Consider the following 21387-nt stretch of genomic DNA (forward strand, 5'->3'; position numbering starts at 1 on the left):
GCCTGGCCGTTGTCACCGTTGAAATCACTCCCAAAAAAGGTCCGCCCGGCGGCGGCTGGCGTGTACGCCGCGCCGCCGCCGCATTTCGTGACGTTGTCAGCGTGTTAACGACAGGATATAACGGAGGGAGCGGCAGCGACCCGGCGCCGGTGAGCGACGGGGAAAAACGCAGCGCATGACCCAATTATTCAGCATTACGCTATGCAGGAAAGGAGTAATACATGGCCGTATCGCCGTCACTGATCGCCGAAGCCACAGGCTGGCGACGTGAGTTTCACGCCGCGCCTGAGCTCGGATATCAGGAGCAGGAGACCTCGCGCCGCGTCGCCGAGCTGCTGGTCTCGTTTGGCCTGCAGGTTCATCGCGGGCTGGCCGGCACCGGCGTCGTGGCGACGCTGGAAAACGGCCCCGGGCCGGTCATCGGCCTGCGCGCCGATATGGACGCCCTGCCGATCACCGAGCTGGGGAGCGTCAGCTACCGTTCGCGCCGCGCCGGGGTAATGCACGCCTGCGGCCACGATGGCCACACCGCGATGCTGCTGGCGGCCGCGGCCCATCTGGCGCAGACCCGCCAGTTCAGCGGTACCGTCCACTTTGTCTTCCAGCCGGCGGAAGAGAACCTCGGCGGCGCGCGCAAAATGGTGGAAGAGGGGTTATTCGAACGCTTCCCGATGGATGCGATTTACGCGCTGCATAACTGGCCGGGGATCCCCCTCGGCGAAGTGGCGCTCAGCGATGGCGCGATGATGGCTTCCCTCGACGCCTTCGAGATCACCCTGCGCGGCAAAAGTTGCCATGCGGCGATGCCGGAGAGCGGGGCCGATCCCATCGTCGCCGCGGCGCAGCTGATTATGGCGCTGCAGACCATCCCCTCCCGTCGCCTGTCGCCACAGGATTCCGCGGTGGTCAGCATCACCCAGATAAACGGCGGCGAGGCGATCAACGTCCTGCCGGACACCGTGGTGCTGCGCGGCACCTTCCGTTGCCTGAGCAATCGCGTTCGCGCCCGCGTGCGGGAGCTTATCGAAAGCTATGTGGCCACCCAGCCTCAGGTGTCCGATGTCCGGGGCGAGATTAGCTGGTTTCCCGGGTATCCGGTGACTAAAAACCATGCGCCGCAGGCGCAGCTGCTGCGCGAGGTGGCGGTCGCCACCCTCGGCGCGGAGGCGGTGCGCTGGAACCAGGCGCCGTCGATGGCCTCGGAGGATTTTGCCTGCATGCTGGAGGTCTGTCCGGGGGCCTATTTCTGGATCGGCACCGATGGCGAAACGCCGTCGAAGCCGTTGCATAACGCCAGCTATGACTTTAACGACGCGCTGATTAGCCACGGGGTGGCGATGTGGGTGGCGCTGGTGGAGAAACAGCTGCCGGCGGCGTAACCCGCCGGCAGCGGCAGGAGGGAAGGGAGCGCGCGCTCCCTGAGGTCAGACGTCGGCGGCGGCTTTCAGTCGCGCCTTCATGTCGCTGTAGGCAGTCCAGGCATAGCGCTCCGCCCACTGCTGGTCGGCAATCGCTTCCACTTTCACCGCACAGTATTTGGTCTCCGGCGTTTTGGAGATCGGATCCAGGTTATCCTGGGTCAGCTCATTACAGGCGCCCACCCACCACTGATAGGTCATATAGACCGCGCCCGGGTTGATGCGATCGCTGAGGTCGGCGCGAGTGATGACCTTTCCGCGCCGGGAGCTAACCCACACCAGCTGTTTGTCGGCGATCCCCAGCCGTTGCGCATCCACGGGGTTCATCTGCACCCGTCCCGGCTCGTCGGCCAGCGACTGCAGCGCGGCGCAGTTGCCGGTCATCGAGCGGCAGGAGTAGTGCCCCACCTCCCGCACCGTGCAGAGCACCAGCGGCCATTCATCATCCGGACGCTCCGCCGGCGCGCGCCAGGCGGTGGCGAAAAGCTGCCCTTTACCCGATGGGGTGTCGAAGCGGTTGTCTTTATACAGCCACGGCGTGCCGGGGTGGTCGAGGGTCGGGCATGGCCACTGAACATGGCCCATATCGCCCATTTTCTCCCAGGTCACGCCGTAGAACAGCGGGCAGAGCTCGCGCATCTCGTCCCAGATCTGCTGGTTGTTCTCATAGTGCATCGGATAGCCCATTTCGCTGGCCAGCAGACTGATGATCTCCCAGTCGCGCTTCACATTCCCCGCCGGCGGGATCGCCTGTTCAAACCGCTGAAACCCGCGGTCGGCGCAGGTGAAGACGCCGCCGTGCTCGCCCCAGGAGGTGGCCGGCAGCAGGACATCGGCAATCTCCGCCGTTTTGGTCATGAAGATATCCTGCACCACCACGAAGTCCAGCGCCTCGATGCCTTTGCGCACCAGGCCGAGGTCGGCTTCGGTCTGCAACGGATCTTCGCCCATGATGTAGTAGGCTTTGATCTCGCCCGTCAGCGCCTTATGCGGCACCTCGGTGATGCGGGTGCCGACCTGGTCATCCATCTGCGCCGGGTTGATCCCCCAGGCGGCGGCGAATTTCGCCCGCACGGCTGGGTCGGTGACCTCCTGATAGCCGGGGAACAGGTTCGGCAGTACGCCCATATCGCAGGCGCCCTGTACATTGTTTTGCCCACGGACCGGGCCCACGCCGACGTTCGCCCGTCCCAGGTTGCCGGTGAGCAGCGCCAGGCTTGCCAGGCCGCGCACCACGTCCACCGCCTGGCCAAACTGGGTGACCCCCATGCCCCACATAATGGTGGCGGAAGGGGCGGCGGCAAACATGCGCATTGCCTCGCGGATCGCCTGCGCGCTGACTCCGACAATCCCTTCCACTGCTTCCGGGGCGTAATCCTTCACCGCCTCGCGGTAGGCGTCCAGCCCTTCGGTATAGCGTTCGACATAGGCTTTGTTGTACAGCTCTTCTTCCAGCAATACATAGCCGAAGGCGTTCACCAGCGCCATGTTGCTGCCGTTGTTGAGCTGCAGATGACGGTCGGCTATGCGTGCGGTTTCAATGCGTCGCGGATCGCAGACGATGATTTTGGCGCCGTTTTCCCGGGCTTTGATCACCCGGCGGGCGACGATGGGATGGGAGTCGGCGCAGTTGTAGCCAAAGACCAACAGGCACTTCGAGTTTTCGATGTCGCTTATCGAGTTGCTCATCGCCCCGTTGCCCAGCGCCTGCTGCAGCCCGGCGACGGAAGGGCCATGGCAGACGCGGGCGCAGCAGTCGACGTTGTTGGTGTTCAGCACCGCGCGAGCGAACTTTTGCATCACATAGTTGGTTTCGTTGCCGGTGCCGCGCGAGGAGCCGGTGGTCATGATGGCGCGCGGGCCATGCTTCTCTTTGACCTCCCTGAGCTTGCTGGCGGTATAGCGAATCGCCTCCTGCCAGCTGACCGGCGTGAAGGCGCCGCCTTTCTGGTAGCGGATCATCGGTTGTTTAAGACGGGGCGTCAGGAGCTGCGTGTCATTAAGAAAATCCCAGCCGTAATAGCCTTTCAGGCACAGCTGGTTCTGGTTGGTGACGCCGTCGGCGGCTTCCGCGCGAATGATTTTATTGTTGTCGACAACCAGTTTAAGTTTGCAACCCGCCCCGCAGTAGGGGCACACGCTCGTGATTTTTTTCATCAGTAACAGACCTGTTAACAGTGAACAGAGGATCGCTGTCGCGCCGGGCCCGACGGGCAACGATCGCGGTATCGCCTGGTGGTGATGCGGACGCAGGCCCGCTGCGCTATGCAGGTCTCGTGCCAGAATTTAATTTATTGATTTAAAATGAAAAATAACAGGGGAGGGATGACGGGAGCGTGACCTCGTCACTAATGACGATGACGCAGAGCGCCGACGTCAGACGCTCTGCAGGGGATAATGCCGCTACGCGAGAGGGCGGCAGCGGGCGATATGCGACTCGCTCAGGCCGACGTCGCGCGCGGCGGCGCAGATCGCCTGCCAGCTGCCCGCATCCAGCGGGATCCCCTCGGCCAGGCGCGCTTCGCGGTTGGCGGCCTCCCATTCGCCGGGGGCCAGCACCGGGGCATCGGGATCGTGCGGCGACTGTTTACACCATGCGATAAAGGCCTCCGTCTGCGCCTGGCTGTCCGGGGCATCGAACGCGTCCGGGCGCAGGATCACAGTGGTCATGCAGTTAAAGATGGCGTCGACGCTGGTCTGCAGACTTTCCTGATGGGTGGTTTGCCCCCCGGAGAGCGCGCCGCCGAGCACTTCGCACAGTGTCGCCAGGGCATAGCCTTTGTGCTGGGCGAAGGTGAGCAGGGCGCCCAGCGGCGAGGTCTGCATTACCGCCGGGTCGGTGGTGGGCAGCCCCTCGGCGTCGATCAGGCAGCCGGGCGCCACGGCTTCTCCTTTGTGCCAGGCGACGCGGGTTTTACCAAAGGCGATGGCGCTGGTGGCGTAGTCCAGCAGCAGCGGCGGATGGCCCGCGCGGGGAAACACCACGCACAGCGGGTTAGTGCCGAAGCGGCTGTCTTTTCCGCGGAACGGGGCAACCATCGGGTCGCCGATCACGCTGACGAAGTGAATGGAGATCAGCCCGGCGGCGGCGCACTGCTCCGCCCAGTAGCCGATGCGTCCGACGTGATGCGCATTGCGCAGGGCGATAGCCGCCATGCCGTGCTGCTTCGCCTTTTCGATGCCTAACTGCATCGCTTCGTGGGCGACCACCTGGCCGAAGCCGGCGTTGCCGTCGAGGGTGACCACGGCGCCGGCGTCTTTGGTGACCGTGGCGTGGCGGTTCAGCTGCAGAAAGCCGCCGGCGTGGGATTTCACATAGCTTGGGATCATCCCGACGCCATGGGAGTCATGCCCGGCCAGGTTGGCGGCGATGAGATGGTCGGCGACCAGCGTCGCTTCTTCTGAGCGGCTGCCGAGATGGGTAAACAGTGAGACGACAAACTGATGCAGATCCGTCGCCAGAAAGCGGTGTCCTGTTGGCACTGATTCTCTCCTGTAGTCTGTTGTTATTTTGTTATGTTTGCCGTTTTATGCTGCGCCGCCCGGCGCAGAAGGTCAAGGGCGGACTCTCCCGGCGACAGGCCCCTGCGCCAGCGCCTGGGTTATACGACAGACGATAAAAAACCGGTCCGGGATCGCGTTTTAATTAACGTCATAAACACCACATTTTTAAATTCTGCCACTGTCACAAAAGCCAGAAAAAAGCCAGCCCCGGCGTTGCAAGGGGAGCTGATACCACTATATGTTAAATTTGTGTTTATTAATTGATGATTAAAGGTTGGTATAATGTATAAGAAAATAAGTGGTTTAGTGGTTTCACTGACGGCCGTTTTCGCCTGTGCCGCCTGGGCGGAGGTGCCTGCGGGCTATCCGGCGGATTATCAAAAAACGGTTGATGCCGCCTTCAAAGAGGGCAAGGTGGTGATCTATTCCACAACCGATACCAAAGCGGCCGGGCCGTTAATTAAAGGATTCGAAGCGCAATATCCGGGCGTAAAAGTCGAATATAACGACATGAACAGCACCGAGCTGTATAACCGCTATATCAGCGAGCAGGCCGCCGGGGGCGGCAGCGGGGACGTGGTGTGGAGCTCATCGATGGATACCGCGCTGAAATTAGCCACCGAGTACGCGGAACAATATGCCTCGCCGGAGGTGAAGCAATTACCCGACTGGGCGGTGTGGCAGCAGAAAGCCTATGGCACCACCTACGAGCCGGTGGTATTTATCTATAACAAACGACTGATCCCGCAGAATGAGGTGCCGGACTCGCACACCGCGCTGGCCAAATTGATCGCCAGCCAGGCCGATAAATTTAAAGGCAAAGTCACCACCTACGATATCGAAAAATCGGGCCTCGGCTTTATGCTGGCGGTCCAGGACAGCCAGGCCGACGCGAACTATTTTACCGATCTGGCGAATATCGCTAAAGGCGGCCTGACGGTGCAGTCTTCCACCGGCACGATGATGGAGCGCGTCTCCTCTGGCGAAAACCTGATCGGCTATAACATTCTTGGCTCCTATGCCGAAGCGCGGGCGAAAAACGATCCCTCTTTAGGCATCGCCTATCCGAAAGATTACGTGCTGGTGCTCTCCCGCGTCTCGTTTATTAGCCAGGAGAGCGAACATCCCAATGCGGCGAAATTGTGGCTGGATTATGTCCTGTCGGAAAAAGGCCAACAGATCCTCGCCAGCCAGGCGGATATTCCCTCTCTTCGTCGCGATATTGAAGGCAAAAATGATATCGACGGCATGACCACGCTGCTGGGCAAAGCGTTAAAACCGATCCCGGTCAACGAAACGCTGCTGGATTATTTACAGCCGCAAAAACGTCTGCAGTTTATTAAACAATGGCGCAGCGCCGCCGCGAAATAATCCTCCCCCGGGGCATCGCCGATGCCCCTTATTCACACCCGGCGGGTTTATTCACCTGACCAAAGGGATGAACCATGAATGTATTACGCAGAAAGTGGCAGGGGCTGCCGCGCGGCGTGGTGGTGTGCATCACGGCGCTGGTGATTTACGTCCCGCTGTTATTTATTGTGGTGCAGAGTTTTCTCTCCGCGCCGTTCTTTTCCCGCTCCAAATCCTGGAGTCTGGAAGCCTTCGCTTTTATTTTTACCGACCCGGATTTTTATCTGGCGTTAAGGTCAGGGTTTATTCTGGCCTTTGGCCTGGTGATTATCGCCATTCCGCTGGGCGGTATTTTGGCCTTTCTGATGGTACGCACCGATTTACCCGGCCGGCGGTTCATTGAGCCGCTGATCCTGGTGCCGATCTTCGTCTCGCCGATGGTGCTGGGCTTTGGCTACGTGGTGGCCGCCGGGCCGGTAGGCTTCTTTTCCCAGTGGGCGCAGCAGCTGATCGGCTTTGTGCCGTGGAATATCTACTCGATGTTCAGCATTGTGGTCATCGCCGGCTTAACCCACGTGCCGCACGCCTATCTCTATATCTCCTCGGCGCTGCGCAGCGTCGGCTCGGATGTGGAAGAGGCGGCGCGCACCGTCGGCGCCACGCCGCTGCAGGTGATGACTTCGGTGAGTCTGCCAATGGTACGGCCCTCCATTCTTTACGCCTGCGTGCTGCTCTTTTTCCTTGGTCTGGAAGTCTTCGGTCTGATGCTGGTGCTGGGCGACCCCGAGGGCAACATGGTGCTGGCGACCTATCTCTACAAGCTGACCAATAAGCTTGGCACCCCCTCCTACCATCTGATGGCGGCGGTGGCGGTGGTGCTGATCTGCATCACCATCCCGCTGGTCATGCTCCAGCGTCGGCTGATGCGCACCGCCAACCGCTTTGTCACCATGAAGGGCAAGGCATCGCAGGCGCGGGCGCTGCCGCTGGGCAAATGGCGCTGGGTGGCCGGGGCGGTGGTGGTGGCCTGGCTGACGGTGACCATCGGCGTCCCGCTGCTCGGCGTGGCGCTGCGCGCCTTTATCTCCAACTGGGGCGTCGGCGTGTCGCTGTGGGATGAGCTGTCGCTGACGACGTTCCACAATATCTGGCAGCAGCCCAATCTGCTGCGGGCGATCGTCAACTCGATGGCTATCGGCATCGTCGGCGGCGCGCTGGCGGTGATCTGCTATCTGTTTGTCGGCATCGCCATGCACCGCAAAGCGGACAACGTCACCCGCTTTCTTGATTACAGCGTGCTGGTCCCGCGCGCGGTGCCGGGGCTGCTGGCCGGTCTGGCCTTCCTGTGGGTGTTCCTGTTTGTGCCGATGTGGCTCGATCAGTCGCTGAAGCATGGCTGGCTCTCGGCGCTGCCGGTGGCGGACTGGCTGCGGGAGCACCTTATCGTGCAGCTGCGCGCGCTGCGCAATACCATCTTCAGCGTCTGGCTGGCCTACACCGTGGTATGGATGGCCTATGGCCTGCGGCTCATCTCCTCAACGCTGCTGCAGGTGGGCCCGGAGCTGGAGGAGGCGGCGCGCAGCACCGGCGCCTCGCGGGGGCAGATCACCCGCCACGTCACCGTCCCGCTGTCGCGCTATGGGCTGATTGGCTCCTGGCTGCTGATGTTTCTGATCTTTGAGCGCGAATATTCCACCGGCGTCTATCTGCTGTCGCCGGGTACCGAAACCATCGGCTCAATGCTGGTGTCGCTGTGGGCGGCGGGGGCCATCGATATCGTCGCGGCGCTCTCCTTTATCAATATTCTGCTGGTGGTGATTGGCCTTGGCATCGCCCTGCGCTTTGGAGTGAAATTACATGATTGAGTTATCGGTAGAAAATCTGCATCTCACCTATGGCGACAACCCGGTGCTGAAAGGGGTGTCGATGACGCTCGGCCGGGGAGAGGTGGTGTCGCTGCTGGGGCCTTCGGGAAGCGGCAAAACCACGCTGCTGCGGGCGGTGGCCGGGCTGGAGAAGCCGACGAGCGGGCGGATCGCCATCGGCAACCGCACGGTGTACGACGGCACGCCGCGCAGCGAAATCCCGGCCGAAGAGCGTAACCTCGGCCTGGTGTTCCAGTCCTATGCCCTGTGGCCGCACAAAACGGTGTTCGACAACGTGGCCTATCCGCTGAAGCTGCGTAAAGTCGCCGCCGGGGAGATAAAAGAGCGGGTGCAGCGCGTGCTGGATCAGCTGGGGCTGGGGCATCTTGGCAACCGCCATCCGCACCAGCTCTCCGGCGGCCAACAGCAGCGGGTGGCCATTGGCCGGGCGCTGGTCTACAACCCGCCGGTGATCCTGCTGGATGAGCCGCTCTCTAACCTCGACGCCAAGCTGCGCGAGGAGGCGCGGGTGTTTCTGCGCGAGCTGATCATCAAGCTGGGCCTCTCGGCGCTGATGGTCACCCACGATCAAAATGAAGCGATGGCCATCTCCGATCGTATTCTGCTGCTGAACAATGGCGTCATCGAGCAGCAGGGGACGCCACAGGAGATGTACGGCAGCCCGGCGACGCTGTTCGCCGCCGAGTTTATGGGCAGCAATAATCGCCTGCACGGCAAGGTGATGGCGCTGGAGAACGGCAGGGCGCGCATCGAAGGCGCCAGCTGGAGCCTGTGGGGGCGAGCGGGCGAGGGGGTCAGCGTCGGCGAGCCGGCGACGGCGGTGATCCGCGTCGAGCGCCTGCGTCTTGACGGCGCGGCGCAGGATAACAGTCTCCAGTTACCGCTGCTGACCAGCATGTACCTCGGCGACCGCTGGGAGTACCTGTTCCGCACCGAGGGCGACGACTTTCCGCTACGCGCCTACGGAACCGCGCTGCGCGATGCTGAACACTGCCATCTGACGCTTCCGGCGGAGGATGTGTGGATTTTTCCGCAGCGGTAACCGTTTGTTAAGACGCCAGATGGCACACGGCTTCAATATTGTGCCCGTCTGGCGCAATCACAAAGGCGGCGTAGTACCCGGCGTGGTAGTTGGGCCGTAACCCCGGCGCGCCGTTGTCCTTTCCTCCGGCGGCCAGCGCCGCCTGCCAGAAGGCATCCACCTGCTCGCGGCTGTCGGCGCGAAAGGCGATATGCAGCGGCGCCGGTTTGTCCGCACTTTGATAGAGACACAAAGAGACATCGCCGCTGCCGGCCAGCTCTGCGCCGTAGGTCGGCTCGCCTTCATCGACCAGCGTTACGCCAAGCGGGGCCAGAGCCTGTAAAAAGAAAGCTTTGCTGGCGGCATAGTCGCTGACGCCGAATTTCACATGATCGAACATCTCTTCTCTTCTCCTGTGGACGGGGTATCGCCAGCCGAACGCGTTAGCCGGGAAATAGATGCAAAATAGTTAACAACGGGTAGTAACTTTTTTAACAGCTCAAAATGTTTAATTATTCCTAATACGAGTATTTACAGACGTTTAATCTGCCATGTACCATAAACAAAAAATAACATTTGTGATACAAGTCACTCTTTTTTGGCGCATGGGTAAGCTCAGCGCGGTGTGAACGCCGCCGGTTTACCGCCTCAAGGTTATGGCAGCACCCTTCTCACGATGACATTCCGGTGAATTTCTCTCCGATTTCCCGCGTTTCGTTGAGAATCGTCTACTATCCAAACGATAACCCTATAAATGATATCGCCTCTGGCGATGTTTTATCCGACTTGCCGGTCCGGGCCAGACGCTAAGCGGTTTAAAAGCGCAATGGTATCGGTTCCAGCACGACATTCACTGGTTTTGTCAGCGACAAAAACAGTAATTTTCAATGACAGGAATGTGATGATGTCGAGCGAGAAAACAAACAATTCCAGGCGTGATTTCCTGGTGAAATCGATGGCGCTGATCCCGACGGTGGTGATCGGCGGCGCGGGAGCAGGGGCCATTGGCGTGGCCACCAGCGCGACCGCGCAGGCGGCCCCCGCTTCAGAGCCAGCCTCCGGGAACACGGCGGCGGCCAGCGACTGGAAGCCGCAGTTCTTCAACGATCGTGAGTGGGCGTTTATCAACGCCGCTGTCGCTCGCTTAATCCCGGCGGATGAACTTGGTCCCGGCGCCAAAGAGGCCGGCGTGCCGGAGTTTATCGACCGCCAGCTCAATACCCCTTACGCCACCGGCTCCATCTGGTATATGCAGGGGCCCTTCAACCCCGACGTGCCGAAAGAGATGGGCTATCAGCTGCCGCTGGTGCCCAAGCAGATCTATAACCTCGGGATCGCCGATGCCGAGGCCTGGTGTCAGGACAAGTATCACAAGACCTTTGCTGAACTGAGCAGCGAGCAGCAGGACGAGGCGCTCGGCCTGTGGGAATCGGGCAAAGCCGAGTTCAAACAGCTCCCGGCTTCGCTGTTCTTCACCTATCTGCTGCAGAACACCCGCGAAGGCTTCTTCAGCGACCCGATCCATGGCGGTAACAAAGGCATGGTCGGCTGGACGCTGATTAATTTTCCCGGCGCGCGCGCCGACTTTATGGATTGGGTTGAACGGGGCGAACGCTACCCCTTCCCGCCGGTATCAATTAATGGGGAGAGGGCGTAATCATGGCCACCGTATTGAAAAAAACCGATGTCGCGATCGTCGGCTTCGGCTGGGTTGGGGCGATCATGGCCAAAGAGCTGACCGAAGCCGGGCTCAACGTCGTGGCGCTGGAGCGCGGCCCGATGCGCGACACCTGGCCGGACGGCGCCTATCCGCAGGTGATTGATGAGCTGACCTACAACATCCGCCGCAAGCTGTTCCAGGACCTGTCGAAAAGCACCGTCACCATCCGGCATAACACCAGCCAGCAGGCGGTGCCGTATCGCCAGCTGGCGGCCTTCCTGCCGGGTACCGGCGTGGGTGGCGCCGGGCTGCACTGGTCCGGCGTCCATTTCCGCGTCGATCCCATCGAACTGCGGATGCGCAGCCACTATGAAGAGCGCTACGGCAAAAACTTCATTCCCCAGGATATGATCATCCAGGATTTCGGCGTCACCTACGACGAGCTGGAACCGTTCTTCGATAAAGCGGAGAAAGTGTTCGGCACCTCCGGGACCGCGTGGTCGATCAAAGGCAAGGTGGTCGGCAAAGGCCGCGGCGGCAACGCTTTCGCCCCGGACCGCTCAGACGACTTCCCGCTGCCGGCGCAGAAAAACACCTGGTCAGCGCAGCTGTTTGAAAAAGCGGCGCTCGAGGTGGGTTACCATCCCTACAACCTGCCGTCGGCCAACACCTCCGACTCCTATACCAACCCCTATGGCGCGCAGATGGGTCCGTGCAACTTCTGCGGTTTCTGCAGCGGCTACGCCTGCTACATGTACTCTAAAGCCTCGCCGAACGTGAACATCCTGCCGGCGCTGCGCCAGGAAAAACGCTTTGAGCTGCGGACCAACGCCAACGTGCTGAAGGTCAACCTGACCGACGACAAATCCCGCGCCACCGGCGTGACCTACGTCGACGGCCAGGGGCGCGAAATGGAGCAGCCGGCGGACCTGGTGATCATCGGCGCCTTCCAGTTCCATAACGTGCACCTGATGCTGCTCTCCGGGATCGGCAAACCCTACAATCCGGAGACCGGCGAAGGGGTGGTGGGGCGTAACTTCGCCTACCAGAACATGACCACCATTAAGGCCATTTTCGACAAAGACACCTACACCAACCCGTTTATCGGCGCGGGCGGCAACGGCGTCGGCGTCGACGACTTCAACGCCGACAACTTCGACCACGGCGCGGCGGGCTTTGTCGGCGGTTCGCCATTCTGGGTCAACCAGGCCGGGACCAAGCCCATCTCCGGTTTCCCGGTACCGCCGGGCACCCCGGCGTGGGGCAGCAAATGGAAAGCGGCGGTGGCCGATACCTACACCCATCACCTGTCGATGGATGCTCACGGCGCGCACCAGTCCTATCGGCAGAACTACCTCGATCTTGATCCGAACTACAAAAACGTCTTTGGCCAGCCGCTGCTGCGCATGACCTTTGACTGGCAGGAAAACGACATCAAGATGGCGCAGTTTATGTTCGATAAGATGGCGCCGATCGCCAAAGCGATGAAGCCGAAATATATCCTCGGCAGCCCGAAAAACGCCAACAGCCACTTTGATACCACCACCTACCAGACCACCCATATGAACGGCGGGGCGGTGATGGGGGAGGATCCGAAAACCAGCGCCGTTAACCGTTATCTGCAAAGCTGGGACGTGCATAACGTCTTCGTCATCGGCGCCTCCGCTTTCCCGCAGGGGCTGGGCTATAACCCAACCGGCACGGTGGCCGCGCTGGCGTACTGGTCAGCGAAGGCGATCCGCGAGCAGTATCTGAAAAATCCGGGTCCCCTGGTGCAGGCATAAAGGAAGGCAGATGATGAAAATGCAATGGTTATCGGCCCTGGTGCTTGGGGCATTGAGCTGCGCGGCCTTCGCCGAAGAGGCGCCTGCGGACAGCAATCTGATTAAGCAAGGGGAGTATCTGGCGCGGGCGGGGGACTGTGTCGCCTGCCACACCAACGGCAAAGCGGGCAAACCTTTCGCCGGCGGTCTGCCGATGGAGACGCCGATCGGAACCATCTACTCCACCAATATCACGCCGGATAAAGAACACGGCATCGGCGGGTACACCTTCGAAGAGTTCGACGACGCGGTGCGCAAGGGTGTGCGGAAAGACGGTTCCACGCTCTATCCGGCAATGCCGTATCCCTCATTCGCGCGGATCAGTGAAGCGGACATGCGCGCCATGTACGCCTACTTTATGCATGGCGTGGAGCCGGTGAATGTCGCCAACAAGGACACCGACATCCCGTGGCCGCTGTCGATGCGCTGGCCGCTGGCGTTCTGGCGCGGCATCTTCGCCCCGACGCCGAGCGACTTTGTCGCCAACCCGCAGGTTGACCCGGTGCTGGAGCGCGGTCGCTATCTGGTGGAAGGCTTGGGCCACTGTGGCGCCTGTCATACCCCGCGTAGCCTGACGATGCAGGAAAAAGCGCTCAGCGAAAGCGAAGGCGATGATTACCTGGCGGGCAGCAATGCGCCGATTGACGGCTGGGTCGCCTCCAGCCTGCGCGGCGAAAATCGCGACGGTCTGGGGACCTGGAGCGAAGCCGAGCTGGCTGAGTTCCTGAAAACCGGACGTAACGATAAATCGGTGGTCTTCGGCGGCATGAGCGATGTGGTGGAGCACAGTCTGCAGTATCTCTCTGATGACGACATCACCGCCATCGCCCGCTATCTGAAGTCGCTCCCGCCGCGCGGCGGCAAACAGACCCCAGCCCCGGTGGAAGACAGCGTGGCGAAAGATCTGTGGAAGGGTAACGACAGCAAAACCGGCGCCGCGCTATACGTCGATAACTGCGCCGCCTGCCACCGCACCGACGGCGCGGGCTATCAGCGCGCCTTCCCGTCGCTGAAGGGCAACCCGGTGGTGCAGACCGAAGATGCCACTTCGCTGATCCACATCGTTCTGACCGGGAGCACCACGCCGGCGGTGAAAGATGCGGTCTCCAACCTGACCATGCCGTCGTTCGGCTGGCGTCTGGACGACCAGCAGGTGGCGGATGTGGTCAACTTCATCCGCACCAGCTGGGGCAACAACGCGCCGGCGGTCAGCGCCAGCGATGTGGCGAAGGTGCGTAAGGAGACCGCGGCGCACGATGAGAAGGCGTTAGGCAACGCCGATATCTCGAAGCTGCCGGGGGCCGGACAGTAACCGTCAGGGTTGCGTCGCCCGCGCGGCGCAACCCATACTTAGCCAGGACGTAAAATACTGTCTGAATCAAGGAGTTTGCCTTCATGCTGCATGCAGAGCGACTGACCTGCATCGTTGACGATCGACCGCTGTTTGCGGAGCTGACGCTGTCCCTTGCTGCCGGCGAGCTGCTGCAGGTCGCCGGTGATAACGGCTCGGGGAAAACCTCGCTGCTGCGGATCCTCTGCGGCCTGGCGCGCCCGGAAAGCGGGGTGGTGAGCTGGCAGGGCCAGCCGCTGGCCCAGGTGCGGGAGTCATTTCACCGGCAGCTGCTGTGGCTGGGCCATAAGCCCGGCGTCAAAGCGGCGCTGACCGCCGATGAAAACCTGCGTTTCTTCTTTCCGGCCAGCCGCCTTCAGCAGCGGGAACGCGCCCTTGCCGCCGTCGGCCTGGCGGGCTATGAAGATCTCCCCTTAAGCCAGCTCTCCGCCGGGCAGCAGCGCCGGGTGGCGTTAACCCGCCTGTGGTTAACCGATGCGCCGCTGTGGATCCTCGATGAGCCGTTTACCGCCCTCGACGCCACGGCGATAGAAACCCTGACCCGTCGTCTGGAGCAGCACGCCCGGCAGGGGGGAAGCGCGATCCTCACCACCCATCAGCCGCTGCGGCCGTTGGGCTGCCCGTTGCGCACCCTGCGCCTCGGAGACGACGGCGGGAGGCGGCAATGATGAGAGCGCTGTTGGCCCGGGAACTGCGCCTGGCGTGGCGCAGCGGGGCGGAGATCCTCAATCCGCTATGGTTCTTTCTGATCGTCATCACCCTGTTTCCGTTCGGCGTCGGCGCTGCGCCGCAGCTGCTGGCGCAGATTGCGCCGGGCGTGGTGTGGGTCGCCGCGCTGCTGGCGGCGCTGCTGGTGATGGATCGGTTGTTTCGCGACGACTGGCAGGACGGTTCCCTGGAGCAGCTGATGCTTCTGCCGACGCCGCTGGTGGCGGTGGTGCTGGTGAAGGTGGTCGCTCACTGGATGATGAGCGGCCTGCCGCTGCTGATCGTCTCGCCACTGGCGGCGCTGCTGCTGGGGATGAATCTGCACGACGCCGGCGTGCTGGCGCTGACCTTGCTGCTTGGCACGCCGACGCTCAGTTTTCTTGGCGCGGTGGGGGTTGGCCTGACCGTCGGCCTGAAGCGCGGCGGCGTCCTGCTGAGCCTGCTGGTGCTGCCGCTGGCGGTGCCGCTGCTGATTTTCGCCACCGCGGCCTGCCAGGCGGCCGCCGCCGGGCTTCCGGTCGGCGGCTATCTGGCGATGCTGGCGGCGTTCTTAACCGCCAGCGCCACCCTGTGCCCGTTCGCCACCGCCGCCGCGCTGCGGCTGACCGTGCAATAATTCGCTGCGCCTGCGGGCGCGGCCATCATAACCGTGTGAGTAAGCGTCTATGTGGAAAGCGTTACATCAACTGGCGATCCCCGAGCGGCTGTATCGCCTGTGCGGATGCTGGATCCCCTGGCTGGCGGCGTTGAGCGCGCTGTTGCTGGTCATCGGCCTGGGGTGGGGCTTTGGCTTCGCCCCGGCGGACTATCAGCAGGGGGAAAGCTACCGGATCATGTATCTTCACGTCCCGGCGGCGATGTGGTCGATGGGGCTGTACCTGGCGATGGCCGTCGCGGCCTTCGTCGGGGTGGTGTGGCAGATCAAAATGGCCGACCTGGCGATCGCCGCCCTGGCGCCGGTAGGGGCGGTCTGCACCCTGGTGGCGCTGGTCAGCGGCGCGGCGTGGGGCAAGCCGATGTGGGGGACCTGGTGGATCTGGGACGCCCGCCTGACCTCGGAGCTGGTGCTGCTGTTTCTGTATGCCGGCGTCATCGCCCTGTGGCACGCCTTTGACGACCGGCGGCTGGCCGGGCGCGCGGCGGGGATCCTCGTGCTGGTTGGGGGGGTCAATTTGCCCATTATTCATTACTCGGTTTACTGGTGGAACACCCTGCACCAGGGCTCGACCAACCTGCAGCAAACCATCGACCCGAGCATGCGTCTGCCGCTGCGGATCTGCATTTTTGCTTTCCTCGCGCTGTCGGTCACCCTGACCCTGATGCGCCTGCGTAACCTGATCCTCCAGCTGGAACGTCGTCGGCCGTGGGTGGTGGCGCTGGCTAACAAAGGAGCCGCCCGATGAGTCCCGCTTTTTCTTCGTTCGCCGCCTTCCTGAATATGGGCGGCTATGCCCTGTACGTCTGGCTGGCGGTGGCCGTGGCCATCGCCGCCTTTGGCCTGCTGACGGTTCATACCCTGTGGGCGCGGCGGGCGCTATTCCAGGAGGTGCGACGCCAGCAGGCGCGCGAGCGGCGGATCGCGGCCGCTCGCGAACATGACAAGGAGGCTGCGGATGCAAGCGCGTCGTAAAACCCGGCTGTATATCGTGCTGGCGGTGCTCGCCGGCCTTGGGCTGACCGTCAGCCTGACGCTGTACGCCCTGAGCAGCAATATCGATCTGTTCTACACCCCGGGGGAAATTATCTACGGTAAAACGGAAACCCGGGCGCTGCCCCATACCGGGCAGCGCCTGCGGGTGGGGGGCTACGTTCAGCCCGGCTCCCTGCAGCGCGACCCGCAAACCCTCGAGGTGCGCTTTAAGCTGTATGACGCCCGCGGGGTCGTGGACGTCAGCTATAAGGGCATTCTGCCGGACCTGTTCCGTGAAGGACAGGGCGTGGTGGCCCAGGGCGTTCTGGACGGCAAGCGGCATATCACCGCTCAGCAGGTGCTGGCCAAGCATGATGAAAATTACACCCCGCCGGAGGTGAAAAACGCCATGACGCCGGCGAAAGCGGAGGCGCAGCCATGATGCCGGAGCTGGGCAACTTTTTATTGTGTCTGGCGGCGGGGCTGGCGCTGCTCCTGAGCGTCTATCCCCTGTGGGGCGCGGCGCGGCAGGACCGGCGGCTGATGGCCCTGGCCCGGCCGCTGGCCTGCGGGCTGTTCGCCTGCATCGGCGGCGCCTTCCTGCTGCTGGTGCACGCCTTCGTGGTCAACGACTTTACCGTCCGCTACGTGGCGGAAAACTCCAATAGCGCGCTGCCGGTGTGGTATCGGGTGGCGGCGACCTGGGGGGCGCACGAGGGCTCGCTGCTGCTGTGGGTCCTGCTGCTCAGCGTCTGGACCTTCGCCGTCGCCCTCTTCAGCCGCCGGATGCCGCTCGACGCTGTCGCCCGGGTGCTGGCGGTGATGGGGATGATCGCCTTTGGGTTCCTGCTGTTCATCCTCTTTACCTCCAACCCGTTCAGCCGCGGCCTGCCGCAGTACCCCATTGACGGCCGTGACCTTAATCCGCTGCTGCAGGATATCGGCATGATTTTTCATCCGCCGATCCTCTATATGGGGTACGTCGGCTTCTCGGTGGCTTTCGCCTTCGCCATCGCCTCGCTGCTGGCGGGGCGGCTGGATACCGCGTGGGCGCGCTGGTCGCGTCCCTGGACCCAGGCGGCGTGGATGTTCCTCACTCTCGGCATCGTGCTGGGCTCGGCGTGGGCCTATTACGAACTGGGCTGGGGCGGCTGGTGGTTCTGGGACCCGGTGGAAAACGCCTCGTTTATGCCGTGGCTGGTAGGGACCGCGCTGCTGCACTCCCTGGCGGTGACCGAGAAGCGCGGCAGCTTCCGCGCCTGGACGGTGCTGCTGGCCATCGCCGCCTTCTCCCTGTGCCTGCTGGGCACCTTCCTGGTGCGCTCCGGCGTGCTGGTCTCGGTGCATGCCTTTGCCTCGGATCCATCGCGTGGGCTGTTCATTCTGGCGCTGCTGATTGTCGCCATCGGCGGGTCGCTGCTGCTGTACGCCCTGAAGGGCGGCAGGGTGCGCGCGCGGGTGGAACATACGCTGTGGTCGCGCGAGTCGTTCCTGCTTGGCAACAATATCTTGCTGATGGCCGCGATGCTGGTGGTGCTCCTCGGAACGCTGCTGCCGCTGGTGCATAAAGAGCTGGGCCTCGGCAGCATCTCCATCGGCGAGCCGTTCTTTAACACCATGTTCACCGCCCTGATGGCGCCGTTTGCGCTGCTGCTGGGGCTGGGACCGTTGATCCGCTGGCGGCGCGATGACATCGGCAGGCAGATTAAGCGCCTGGTGGTCGCCCTGGTGGTGACGTTGTCACTTTCTCTGGCGCTGCCGTGGCTGCTGCAGGATCGTATCACCGCGATGGCGGTCATTGGCCTGATGATGGCCCTGTGGGTGCTGATCTTCGCCCTGATGGAGGTTCACGAACGGGCCACCCATCGCCACGGCTTCTGGCGCGGCCTGCGGACGCTGACCCGCAGCCAGTGGGGGATGGTGCTCGGTCACGTCGGCGTGGCGGTGACCGTTATCGGCATCACCTTTAGCCAGAACTACAGCGTGGAGCGCGATGTACGGATGCGCCCCGGCGACAGCATCGATATCCACCGCTATCACTTTGTGTTTAACGGCGTGCGCAATATCGTCGGCCCCAACTGGACCGGCGGGGAAGGCATTATTGCCGTGACCCGCAACGGCCGCCCGGAAGCGACGCTGTATGCCGAGAAGCGCTTTTACACCGCCAGCCGGATGATGATGACCGAGGCGGCGATCAGCGGCGGGCTGACCCGCGATCTGTACGCCGCGCTGGGGGAAGAACTGAGCGACGGCAGCTGGGCGGTGCGTCTGTACTACAAACCGTTCGTTCGCTGGATCTGGTACGGCGGGGTGCTGATGGCCCTCGGCGGTCTGTGCTGCATGCTCGACCCGCGCTACCGGATGCGTAAGAAACTGCAGGAGGTCTCATGAACCGGAAGCTGCTGTTTATCCCGCTGGTGCTGTTTCTGGCGCTGGCCGCCGCGCTGTTCTGGCAGCTGATGCGTAACGCCGATGGCGACGACCCGACGACCCTCGAGTCCGCGCTGATTGGCAAACCGCTGCCGGAATTTCGCCTTGAAGCGCTGAATACCCCCGGCCAGACGCTGGACCGACGGACGCTGATTGACGGCAAGCCGCTGCTGCTTAACGTCTGGGCCACCTGGTGCCCAACCTGTCGCGCCGAGCATCAGTTTCTCAACGGCCTGGCGCAGCAGGGCGTGCGGGTGGTGGGGATGAACTACAAAGACGATCGGCAGAAGGCGATCAGCTGGCTGCAGCGCCTGGGTAATCCGTACAGGCTGAGCCTGTACGACGGCAACGGCATGCTCGGCCTGGATCTGGGGGTTTATGGCGCGCCGGAGACGTTTCTCATCGACGGTCAGGGCATTATCCGCTGGCGGCACGCCGGCGACCTGAACGACCGGGTGTGGCGCGAGGAGCTCCAGCCGCTGTGGAATCAATACAACCGGGGGGCGGGCTGATGAGAGGTGTCATAGGCATCCTGCTGGCGCTGATGCTGACCGGCCAGGCGTGGGCCGCCATCGACACCTGGCAGTTTAAAGACGAGGCCCAGGAGCAGGCGTTCCGCGAGATCACTTCCCAGCTGCGCTGCCCGAAATGCCAGAACAACAGCATCGCCGACTCGAACGCGATGATTGCCGCCGATATGCGGCAGAAGGTGTACGAGCTGATGCAGCAGGGGAAAACGAAAGGGCAGATCGTTGACTATATGGTGGCCCGCTACGGCAATTTTGTCAGCTACGAGCCGCCGCTGACCGCGGGCACGGTGCTGCTGTGGCTGGGGCCGGGGCTGTTCGTGCTGGCGGGCGCGGGGGTGATTATCGCCCGCGCGCGTCGTCGCGACATCCCTGACGCGGCGCTCAGCGTCGAAGAGCGCCAGCGGCTGGCGGCATTATTGAAAGAAGGAAAAGAACGATGAGCCTGTTGGTGGTTATCGCCGGGCTGCTGCTGGCTGGCGCGCTGGGGCTGCTTTATTACCCGTGGCCGGGCAAAGGGGCGGTGGACCGCGATACCCTTAACCGCGCCCTGTATCAGTCGCGCCTGCAGGAGCTGGCGCAGGAGCGCGGCGAGGACAACCCGGCGCTGGTCGTCGAGCTACAGCGCACGCTGCTGACGGATATCCCGCCCCAGGCACAGCCTGGCGAACGGCCGCTAAGCCGCTGGGTGCTGTTTCCGGGCGCGCTGCTGCTGGTGGTCCTGAGCCTGGGCCTGTATCTGAAAACCAGTGATATTGGCCAGGTGCTGCTCTGGCAGCAGGCGGAGCGGCATTATCCTGCGCTGCTGCAGCAGGTTAAGGACCCGACCGCGCCGCCGCTGCGTATGGATGAACTGGCGGAGCTGCGGCTTGGCCTGCGCAGCCATCTGCAGAATACCCCGCACGACCTCGCCGGCTGGCAGCTGCTTGGGCGGCTGGGGCTGTTGTTGAACGATGGCGAGACGGCGATCGGCGCTTTTGGCCGGGCGCATGCGCTGGCGGCGGACGACCCGGCGGCGGCTTTCGATTATGCCAGCGCGCTGGTGCGGGCGGGGGATAGCGGTCAGGTCCGGATGGGCGAGCTGCTGCTGCGCGACCTGCATCAGCGACAGCCGACCAGCCTGCCGGTGCTGGAGATGCTGGCCCTGAGCGCGGTGCGTAATGAAGATTACCCCGAAGCCGTGGCGGCCCTGCAGGCGTTGCTGGCCCGGCTGCCGGAAGGGGATGCGCGGCGCGAGGCGATTGTCCGCCAGCTGGCGCAGGCGCAGCAGCAGGCGCAGTAACTGCCCGGCGGCGCTGAACGTGGGGTCTACCGCGAGGACGGTACGGACAGCCCTGGTTTTGTAGGTCGGGTCAGGCGCAGCCGCCGCCCGGCACAAAATCGGCTCCGTGCCCGCTGTCCTTGCCCGGCGGCGCTACGCTTGCGCGGGCCTACGAAGGGCGCGGATAGAGCGCCAAATCGCGGGCAGCCTTTGTAGGCCGGGTAAGCGAAGCGCCACCCGGCAACATGTTGAGCTCGGAGCCTGATACCTTCCCGGCGGCGCTGCGTTAGCGTGGGCCTGGGGATATGAGCTGACGGGAGGTCTTTGTAGGCCGGGTAAGGCGCAGCCGCCACCCGGCAACATGGCGGGCACGGAGCGATAGCTTGCCCGGCGGCGGGGCAGACTGTTATCGGTTTTACAGGTTCTCAGCCCGGGGAAAGTGTTTATCACGCGTGACTTCAGCGTACTTTATGCTCCCGCTTCGTGTTGCTGCACCCTGTTTTCCGTGGCGCAGGGAGCAGTATGGCAGCGGCAACGACTGCCGGACGGTTCCCTCTCCCTCCGGGAGAGGGCCAGGGGCGGGAAAGTACTGCTGGGAAGGCTTTTATGTTATCTGTGGCTTCAGCGGGTATTGCGCTCCCGGTTAATTGTCTGCGTTATGTCACTCATGGCGCAGGGAGCGCACAGGGGGCGGCCAGTCGCCGCCGCCCCCTGTACCCCCGGGCTCCGGCCAGCAAAATCGCCACTGCGTGGTGCCTTCGACTTATCCCTGCAGGCTTCGGGTCGGGCCGAGGCAGCGTCCGTGCAAAACACGGCCC

Annotated in this window: 19 protein-coding genes; 16 read left to right on the forward strand and 3 right to left on the reverse strand. The window is 62.9% G+C overall.

Annotated elements, in window-relative coordinates:
* Positions 1 to 221 precede the first annotated feature (221 nt).
* Positions 222 to 1379 (forward strand): M20 aminoacylase family protein, encoded by a 1158-nt coding sequence (locus ACOI7Z_RS21975; protein WP_023290035.1) that lies wholly within the window; start codon positions 222 to 224, stop codon positions 1377 to 1379.
* Between the two features lie 45 nt (positions 1380 to 1424).
* Here ACOI7Z_RS21975 and fdhF read toward each other — a convergent pair whose 3' ends face one another.
* Together fdhF and ACOI7Z_RS21985 are read right to left on the reverse strand one after the other, a co-directional pair.
* Entirely contained in the window at positions 1425 to 3575 is a 2151-nt protein-coding gene (gene fdhF, locus ACOI7Z_RS21980; protein ID WP_137916247.1) for a formate dehydrogenase subunit alpha, read from the reverse strand.
* Between the two features lie 246 nt (positions 3576 to 3821).
* Positions 3822 to 4901 carry a malate/lactate/ureidoglycolate dehydrogenase gene (locus tag ACOI7Z_RS21985; protein ID WP_065812952.1) on the reverse strand — a complete coding sequence of 360 codons (1080 nt, stop codon included), beginning with the start codon at positions 4899 to 4901 and terminating at the stop codon, positions 3822 to 3824.
* A gap of 303 nt (positions 4902 to 5204) precedes the next feature.
* Here ACOI7Z_RS21985 and ACOI7Z_RS21990 point away from each other — a divergent pair, with 303 nt between their 5' ends.
* From ACOI7Z_RS21990 to ACOI7Z_RS22000, 3 genes are all read left to right on the forward strand, one after another.
* A complete protein-coding gene (locus tag ACOI7Z_RS21990) occupies positions 5205 to 6293 on the forward strand; it encodes an ABC transporter substrate-binding protein (RefSeq protein ID WP_137916248.1) in 1089 nt (362 codons plus the stop codon).
* Between the two features lie 74 nt (positions 6294 to 6367).
* Positions 6368 to 8137 carry an ABC transporter permease gene (locus tag ACOI7Z_RS21995; protein ID WP_004189548.1) on the forward strand — a complete coding sequence of 590 codons (1770 nt, stop codon included), beginning with the start codon at positions 6368 to 6370 and terminating at the stop codon, positions 8135 to 8137.
* A complete protein-coding gene (locus ACOI7Z_RS22000) occupies positions 8130 to 9200 on the forward strand; it encodes an ABC transporter ATP-binding protein (RefSeq protein ID WP_002908292.1) in 1071 nt (356 codons plus the stop codon). The genes ACOI7Z_RS21995 and ACOI7Z_RS22000 overlap by 8 nt, the downstream gene beginning before the upstream one ends.
* 7 nt (positions 9201 to 9207) lie before the next feature.
* Here ACOI7Z_RS22000 and ACOI7Z_RS22005 read toward each other — a convergent pair whose 3' ends face one another.
* Positions 9208 to 9579 (reverse strand): VOC family protein, encoded by a 372-nt coding sequence (locus ACOI7Z_RS22005; RefSeq protein WP_048335932.1) that lies wholly within the window; start codon positions 9577 to 9579, stop codon positions 9208 to 9210.
* A gap of 501 nt (positions 9580 to 10080) precedes the next feature.
* Between ACOI7Z_RS22005 and ACOI7Z_RS22010 the strand changes: the two genes are divergently transcribed.
* From ACOI7Z_RS22010 to ccmI, 12 genes are all read left to right on the forward strand, one after another.
* Complete coding sequence (locus tag ACOI7Z_RS22010) at positions 10081 to 10836, forward strand: gluconate 2-dehydrogenase subunit 3 family protein (protein ID WP_004175724.1); 756 nt, start codon at positions 10081 to 10083, stop codon at positions 10834 to 10836.
* Positions 10837 to 10838: 2 nt separating this feature from the next.
* Positions 10839 to 12623: a GMC family oxidoreductase gene (locus tag ACOI7Z_RS22015; protein WP_002908285.1), complete on the forward strand. Its 1785-nt coding sequence runs from the start codon at positions 10839 to 10841 to the stop codon at positions 12621 to 12623.
* A gap of 10 nt (positions 12624 to 12633) precedes the next feature.
* Complete coding sequence (locus tag ACOI7Z_RS22020) at positions 12634 to 13974, forward strand: c-type cytochrome (protein ID WP_072096551.1); 1341 nt, start codon at positions 12634 to 12636, stop codon at positions 13972 to 13974.
* A gap of 83 nt (positions 13975 to 14057) precedes the next feature.
* Positions 14058 to 14681, forward strand: a complete 624-nt coding sequence (gene ccmA, locus ACOI7Z_RS22025; RefSeq protein WP_087849299.1) for a cytochrome c biogenesis heme-transporting ATPase CcmA — start codon at positions 14058 to 14060, stop codon at positions 14679 to 14681.
* Complete coding sequence (gene ccmB, locus ACOI7Z_RS22030; RefSeq protein ID WP_023290026.1) at positions 14678 to 15337, forward strand: heme exporter protein CcmB; 660 nt, start codon at positions 14678 to 14680, stop codon at positions 15335 to 15337. The genes ccmA and ccmB overlap by 4 nt, the downstream gene beginning before the upstream one ends.
* A gap of 49 nt (positions 15338 to 15386) precedes the next feature.
* Complete coding sequence (locus ACOI7Z_RS22035) at positions 15387 to 16124, forward strand: heme ABC transporter permease (protein WP_087849298.1); 738 nt, start codon at positions 15387 to 15389, stop codon at positions 16122 to 16124.
* Positions 16121 to 16351 carry a heme exporter protein CcmD gene (ccmD, locus tag ACOI7Z_RS22040; protein ID WP_023290024.1) on the forward strand — a complete coding sequence of 77 codons (231 nt, stop codon included), beginning with the start codon at positions 16121 to 16123 and terminating at the stop codon, positions 16349 to 16351. Before ACOI7Z_RS22035 ends, ccmD begins: the two co-directional genes overlap by 4 nt.
* Positions 16335 to 16793, forward strand: coding sequence for a cytochrome c maturation protein CcmE (gene ccmE / locus ACOI7Z_RS22045; protein ID WP_087849297.1), 459 nt, complete (start codon positions 16335 to 16337; stop codon positions 16791 to 16793). The genes ccmD and ccmE overlap by 17 nt, the downstream gene beginning before the upstream one ends.
* Positions 16790 to 18742, forward strand: coding sequence for a heme lyase CcmF/NrfE family subunit (locus tag ACOI7Z_RS22050; protein ID WP_087849296.1), 1953 nt, complete (start codon positions 16790 to 16792; stop codon positions 18740 to 18742). The genes ccmE and ACOI7Z_RS22050 overlap by 4 nt, the downstream gene beginning before the upstream one ends.
* Positions 18739 to 19293, forward strand: coding sequence for a DsbE family thiol:disulfide interchange protein (locus ACOI7Z_RS22055; RefSeq protein ID WP_023290021.1), 555 nt, complete (start codon positions 18739 to 18741; stop codon positions 19291 to 19293). The genes ACOI7Z_RS22050 and ACOI7Z_RS22055 overlap by 4 nt, the downstream gene beginning before the upstream one ends.
* An 11-nt stretch (positions 19294 to 19304) precedes the next feature.
* Complete coding sequence (locus tag ACOI7Z_RS22060) at positions 19305 to 19751, forward strand: cytochrome c-type biogenesis protein (protein ID WP_170927849.1); 447 nt, start codon at positions 19305 to 19307, stop codon at positions 19749 to 19751.
* A complete protein-coding gene (ccmI, locus tag ACOI7Z_RS22065) occupies positions 19748 to 20590 on the forward strand; it encodes a c-type cytochrome biogenesis protein CcmI (protein WP_087849294.1) in 843 nt (280 codons plus the stop codon). Before ACOI7Z_RS22060 ends, ccmI begins: the two co-directional genes overlap by 4 nt.
* The last annotated feature ends 797 nt before the right edge of the window (positions 20591 to 21387 follow it).

Source organism: Klebsiella sp. C283 (assembly GCF_048822555.1).
Taxonomy (GTDB): Bacteria; Pseudomonadota; Gammaproteobacteria; order Enterobacterales; family Enterobacteriaceae; genus Klebsiella; species Klebsiella quasipneumoniae.